Raw genomic sequence first — 5,156 nt, forward strand, 5'->3', positions numbered from 1 at the left:
AGTTTGTCGGCATCGACATTGCACCGGTCGCACCCGGCCAGCATTCCAGCGAACACGCGGTGAGCGTGGCGATGCAGGATTCGGGCGGGCCGTATGACTATCACCTGTCGCGGCATCTGTTGCGTCTGGCCGATGAACACGAATTGCCGGTGCGCCGTGACATGTTCCGCTATTACTTCAGCGATGCGCACTCGGCGGTCACCGCCGGCCACGACATTCGCACCGCCCTGCTCGCTTTCGGCTGCGATGCCACCCATGGCTACGAACGCACGCACATCGACAGCCTGGCGGCGCTCAGCCGTTTGCTCGGTGCGTACATTCTCAGCCCGCCGGTGTTTGCCAGCGATGCGGCGCCGGCCAATGCTTCACTGGATCGTTTCAGCCATCAGATCGAGCATGACACGCAGATGGAAAGCGAAACCCGCGTGCCGCCGGTGGACAGTCTGGTGGGGCAGCGTTCTGACAGTTGAACCTTCGGTGAACAGATAACCGCCTTCGCGAGCAGGCTCGCTCCCACAGGGATCGCATTTCAAAGGTGGGAGCGAGCCTGCTCGCGAATTGCCCGGCACGGCCAATACAGAACTGGCAGACGAAACCCAATCCCCGTAGCATCCCGACATCGATTTGACCGAGGTGCCCATGCTCATTCCCCACGACGCGCTTGAAGTCGACACCCTCACCCGCCTGATCGAGGATTTCGTCACCCGCGACGGTACCGACAACGGCGATGACACCCCGCTGGAAACCCGCGTCCTGCGCGTGCGTCAGGCACTGACCAAAGGCCAGGCATTGATCGTGTTCGATCCGGAAAGCGAACAGTGCCAGCTGATGCTCAAGCACGACGTACCCAAGCATCTGTTCGACTGAAACCGTCAGCCAGCCTTCGCCGCAGCCTCCTTGCGCCTGATCCGGTCATAGACCTCGGCGCGGTGTACATGGACCTTTTTCGGCGCTTCGACGCCGAAGCGCACGCTGGAGCCGTTGACCGACAGAACACGCAGGGTGATGTCGTCTCCGATTGAAATCAACTCACCGACCACACGGCTGAGTACAAGCATGGGATTCATCCTTCAGGACTGGCAAACCCTGAGGATGCGCGGCTTACAGCGTCTTCACAATCCACGACGAGCAAATCAGTCTTGCCCTACAGGAGCCCACGCCCGCAGCTGTCAGACGCTTCGCACAAAAGCCTCAGGCAGCGGAAAAGCGCGGCCCGAACAGAATGATGCTGGCACCGACCACGCACAGGGCCATGCCGATCCAGTCCGAGCCCAGCGGACGCACCCGCTCGACCACCGCCAGCCAGCCAATCGAAGCAACGATGTAGATCCCGCCATACGCGGCATAGGCGCGCCCGGCGTAGGCCGCTTCAACACGGGTCAGCAACAGCGCGAACAGGGTCAGGCTGAGCAACGCGGGAATCACCCACAACGCACTCTTGCCCTGGCGCAGCCACATGTAGAAGGCAAAACAGCCGGCGATTTCAAACAGCGCCGCAAGGAAGAACCACAAGTAATTGAGCATGGAGGCGTCTCGACAGGGTGACCGTGGCGGCCACCCTAACGACGCGGCAGGAATCGAACAAGATCAAGCGTTGTTTTGTTTGGCCTTGGCGCGCATTTTCTCGGCCATGGAAGTCATTTCGTTGTAGAGCAGTTGCGGATTCTTTTGCTTGATCGCCCAGGCCATGCGCCCTTGTTCGTGAGGCAGAATCAGGAATTCGCCGGCGGCGACTTGCTGATAGATGTAGTCAGCGATGTCGGCGGCACTGATTGGCGAACTTTCCAGCAACTTGCCGACCTGGGCTTTCATGGCCGGGGTCGGGCCGCGGAAAGAATCGAGCAAGTTGGTCTGGAAGAACGATGGGCAAACCACATGCACCGCCACTTCCTGCTGCGCCAGTTCGATCAGCAGACTTTCCGACAACGCCACTACGCCGGCCTTGGCCACGTTGTAGTTGCTCATTGCCGGGCCTTGCATCAACGCGGCCATGGAGGCGATGTTGATGATCTTGCCCTTGCTCTGTTCCAGCAGCGGCAGGAACGCCTTGCAGCCCTTGACCACACCCATCAGGTTGATCGCGATCTGCCAGTCCCAGTCTTCCAGCGACAACTCGCTGAAGAATCCGCCCGAGGCGACGCCGGCATTGTTGACGATGATGTCGATGCCGCCGAGCTTCTCTTCGCAGGCCTGGGCGAAGGCGGTGAGCTGGCTGTAATCGCGCACGTCACAGCGCTGAATGAAGCCGTCACCGCCCGCCTCGCGCACCAGTTTCAGGGTTTCCTGCAGGCCGGGTTCACTGACATCGGACAAGGCCAGCCGCCAGCCTTCACGGGCCCAGCGCAGCGCGATTTCGCGACCCAGGCCTGAGCCTGCACCAGTGATCATCATGCGATTTTGCATAGCGGACAGCCTTGTTGTTCCGGGAAAGATGAGCCGAGTGTAGCGAAGGAACTTCGTTCACCCACGCTCCATCCAGTTGCTGAATGGAGGATCAAAAGATTCCAGCCGTCATCGTTCCGATTGGTCTCATGCAGGAGCTGACGAGTGCAACGAGGCTGCGATCTTTTTGCTGGAAAGGAAATAACCGAGCAATCCAAATACATTAAAAAAACATTGAATTATTTTTCACCGGCGCAAGTCGGAACATGTAAGCCGGCTGGAATTTAGTTGCTCTCCAGCTGCCCACTGAGCATCAAGACTCTTCCAGACTCTGAACAAGGAAATCACCCATGGGCACAATTCTAATCATCATCCTGATCCTGTTGCTGATCGGTGGTCTGCCGGTCTTCCCGCACTCCAGAAGTTGGGGTTATGGCCCGTCGGGTATTATCGGCGTGGTGTTGGTCGTGCTGCTGGTGCTGTTGTTACTCGGCAAGATATGACGATTTGAAGCTGTAAAAAAAGAGGCCCTTTTGCAAGGGCCTCTTTTTTATTGCGTGGACTTTAACCAGTTATCAGTCCGGCTTGCCGTGAATGACACCGGCGGTGTTATCGAGCAAGCTCTTGGTCGCGGTTTGCAGGAACGCCTCAAGTTTGAGTTTGAGTTCGGCAGTGCGCGGCGCGTCTGGCACAACTTCGGCGTGCGGGTTGGCGCCAAGCTGATATTTCCAGATTTTCGGGCCCATGTCCTTGTCACGCGGCAGCACCAGAATCTCATCGGCGGTGACGATGGCGGTAGTCTGCTCGCTGCCCGAAGGCTTGATCACACCGAAACCGGTGTCGCCCTGCGGCAGGTTGAGCAGGTCGCGGCCCCAGCACTGGTGACGCACTTCGCCACCGAGGCGGCCCATGATGGTCGGCACGATGTCGATCTGCGTGCCCACGGTGTGGTCGCGGGTACCGAACTTTTGCTGGATGCCCGGGGCAATCATCAGCATCGGCACGTTGAAGCGACCCAGGTCCATTTCGGTGATCTGGCGCTCGTTGCCGAAGCCATGGTCGCCGACGATGACAAACAGGGTTTCGTTGAAGTACTTCTCTTTGCGCGCCTTCTCGAAGAACTGGCCGAGCGCCCAATCGGAATAGCGCATGGCGGTCAGGTGTTCGTTGAGGCTGCCACGGTCAGTGACGCGCTCGACCGGCAATGGCGTGGGCAAGGCGTACGGCGTGTGGTTGGACAGGGTTTGCAGCAATGCGTAAAACGGCTTGCCGTTTTCCCGCGCCTTCAGTTCCTGCAGGCCACGATCGAACATGTCCTGGTCGGACACGCCCCAGGTCGGATCGGAGAACACCGGATTGACGAAGTCGTTGCGGCCAACGAAGTTGGTCATGCCCTGGTTGCTGAAGAAGCCCGACTGGTTATCCCAGGCGAAGTCGCCGTTGTAGACATAGACATCGTCATAGTCGCGGGCGCTGAGCAGCTGCGGCAGACCGGACAGTTTGTGGCTGCCTTCCGGGGTCTGCATCAGGTATTCGAAACCCGGCAGGTTGGGGAAGCAGGCCATGGTCGCGAACATGCCCTGGTGGGTGTGGGTGCCGTTGGAGAAGAAACGGTCGAACAGCAGACCTTCCTTCGACAGCTTGTCCAGGTACGGGGTGATATTGCCCGGCGCGCCCAAAGCACCGACCGAGTGACCGGCCATGCTTTCCATCAGGATCACCACGACGTTCTTGATCGGCAGGGTCTTGTCGGCCGGCGGCATGTAGTCGCGGCGAACAGCGGCGATGTCGGCATCGACCAGTTTGTCGTCCGGCATCAGCAACATGTCGCGCACCACTTGCTGCGCCTGCTCCTGCGGCAGCGTGGCTTTCCAGATGTTGTCGCGGTCTTCGCCCATGCGCGCCTTGGCTGCGGCGACCAGCGACAGCGTGCCGTTGAGGCCGAGCTGGTTGGCGAAGTTGGAATCGGTGGTGTAGACGTCACCCCAGCGCATCGGCGGGCCCTGACGCAAGGTGCCGCGAGCGGCGACCACGCAGATCAGCAGGCAAACCACGAACACCGCCAGGCGGGTGTACCACGGCGCAACCTGACGGGAGCTGACGCTGCCGCCGCTGAACGGTCCGCGCGGGCGGGTGGCGCGGTCGGCGCCTTTGAACGCCAGGGTCAGAATGACCGTGCCGATTACCCATGCCAGCAAGTAGCGCACCACCGGGAAACCGTACCAGAGCATGCTCATTACGGTTTTCGGGTCTTCCTTCACGTACTGGAACACCAGACCATTGAGGCGCTGGTGAAACTCGCGGTAGAAGTCCATCTCCATCAGGCCGAGGAACAGCGCGATGCTCGACGCGACGGTCAGCCACAGACGGAAGAAACCGCGCGCGGCCATGGCCCGGGCACTGAACAGTGCCAGCACCAGCGGAATGCACAGGTACACCACCAGGCGCAGGTCGAAACGCAGACCGTTGACGAACGCTTCAAGGAAGGTCGCGGCTGGGGTGTCGAGGATCATCTCGCGGTTGTAGACCAGCAGCGCAAGGCGCAGCGCGGAAAACATGACCATCATGACCAGTGCGCACAGCAGCGTGTAGGCCAGATGCGATTTGACGGTCGGTTGCAGCAGGCGAGCAGAAGATCGCTGCTGATTCAGGGCGTCCGGGTTTGCCATGTCGTTTTAGGACCCATTGGAAGTTGAAGTTGCAAAAATACAGCGGCGCCAGGCCCTCTATTGGTCAGTCCAGACCCCGGGGCGTGCGCGGTGCGCAAATGTTGC

Annotated in this window: 6 protein-coding genes and 1 pseudogene; 3 read left to right on the forward strand and 4 right to left on the reverse strand. The window is 59.9% G+C overall.

From position 1 onward, the window contains the following. Both OQK_RS02400 and OQK_RS02405 read left to right on the forward strand, forming a co-directional pair. Positions 1-470, forward strand: a pseudogene (locus tag OQK_RS02400) (osmoprotectant NAGGN system M42 family peptidase); the annotation flags it as partial. Between the two features lie 169 nt (positions 471-639). Continuing rightward, positions 640-867, forward strand: coding sequence for a YheU family protein (locus OQK_RS02405; RefSeq protein WP_003172962.1), 228 nt, complete (start codon positions 640-642; stop codon positions 865-867). Between the two features lie 5 nt (positions 868-872). Here OQK_RS02405 and csrA read toward each other — a convergent pair whose 3' ends face one another. The 3 genes from csrA to OQK_RS02420 all read right to left on the reverse strand — a co-directional run bounded on the left by csrA (position 873) and on the right by OQK_RS02420 (position 2,403). Next, a complete protein-coding gene (gene csrA, locus OQK_RS02410) occupies positions 873-1,058 on the reverse strand; it encodes a carbon storage regulator CsrA (RefSeq protein ID WP_016770945.1) in 186 nt (61 codons plus the stop codon). Between the two features lie 133 nt (positions 1,059-1,191). Next, positions 1,192-1,524: a YnfA family protein gene (locus OQK_RS02415; RefSeq protein WP_016770946.1), complete on the reverse strand. Its 333-nt coding sequence runs from the start codon at positions 1,522-1,524 to the stop codon at positions 1,192-1,194. A gap of 63 nt (positions 1,525-1,587) precedes the next feature. Then, positions 1,588-2,403: an SDR family oxidoreductase gene (locus tag OQK_RS02420; RefSeq protein ID WP_016770947.1), complete on the reverse strand. Its 816-nt coding sequence runs from the start codon at positions 2,401-2,403 to the stop codon at positions 1,588-1,590. A gap of 329 nt (positions 2,404-2,732) precedes the next feature. On the opposite strand from OQK_RS02420, the gene OQK_RS29000 reads away from it, so the two are divergent. Beyond that, the gene (locus tag OQK_RS29000) at positions 2,733-2,885 is read left to right on the forward strand and encodes a DUF3309 family protein (protein WP_003183939.1); all 153 of its coding nucleotides are present in this window, start codon (positions 2,733-2,735) and stop codon (positions 2,883-2,885) included. Between the two features lie 72 nt (positions 2,886-2,957). Here OQK_RS29000 and OQK_RS02430 read toward each other — a convergent pair whose 3' ends face one another. Continuing rightward, a complete protein-coding gene (locus OQK_RS02430) occupies positions 2,958-5,051 on the reverse strand; it encodes an LTA synthase family protein (RefSeq protein ID WP_016770948.1) in 2,094 nt (697 codons plus the stop codon). Between the last annotated feature and the right edge of the window lie 105 nt (positions 5,052-5,156).

Origin of the sequence: Pseudomonas sp. R62 (genome assembly GCF_000257605.1) — a bacterium.
In the GTDB taxonomy this organism is placed as follows: Bacteria; Pseudomonadota; Gammaproteobacteria; order Pseudomonadales; family Pseudomonadaceae; genus Aquipseudomonas; species Aquipseudomonas atacamensis.

Bases quoted from the DNA above. Each gene is read 5' to 3' on its own strand.
- OQK_RS02405 (WP_003172962.1), top strand. From the start codon at position 640: ATGCTCATTCCCCACGACGCGCTTGAAGTCGACACCCTCACCCGCCTG.
- csrA (WP_016770945.1), bottom strand. From the start codon at position 1,058: ATGCTTGTACTCAGCCGTGTGGTCGGTGAGTTGATTTCAATCGGAGAC.
- OQK_RS02415 (WP_016770946.1), bottom strand. From the start codon at position 1,524: ATGCTCAATTACTTGTGGTTCTTCCTTGCGGCGCTGTTTGAAATCGCC.
- OQK_RS02420 (WP_016770947.1), bottom strand. From the start codon at position 2,403: ATGCAAAATCGCATGATGATCACTGGTGCAGGCTCAGGCCTGGGTCGC.
- OQK_RS29000 (WP_003183939.1), top strand. From the start codon at position 2,733: ATGGGCACAATTCTAATCATCATCCTGATCCTGTTGCTGATCGGTGGT.
- OQK_RS02430 (WP_016770948.1), bottom strand. From the start codon at position 5,051: ATGGCAAACCCGGACGCCCTGAATCAGCAGCGATCTTCTGCTCGCCTG.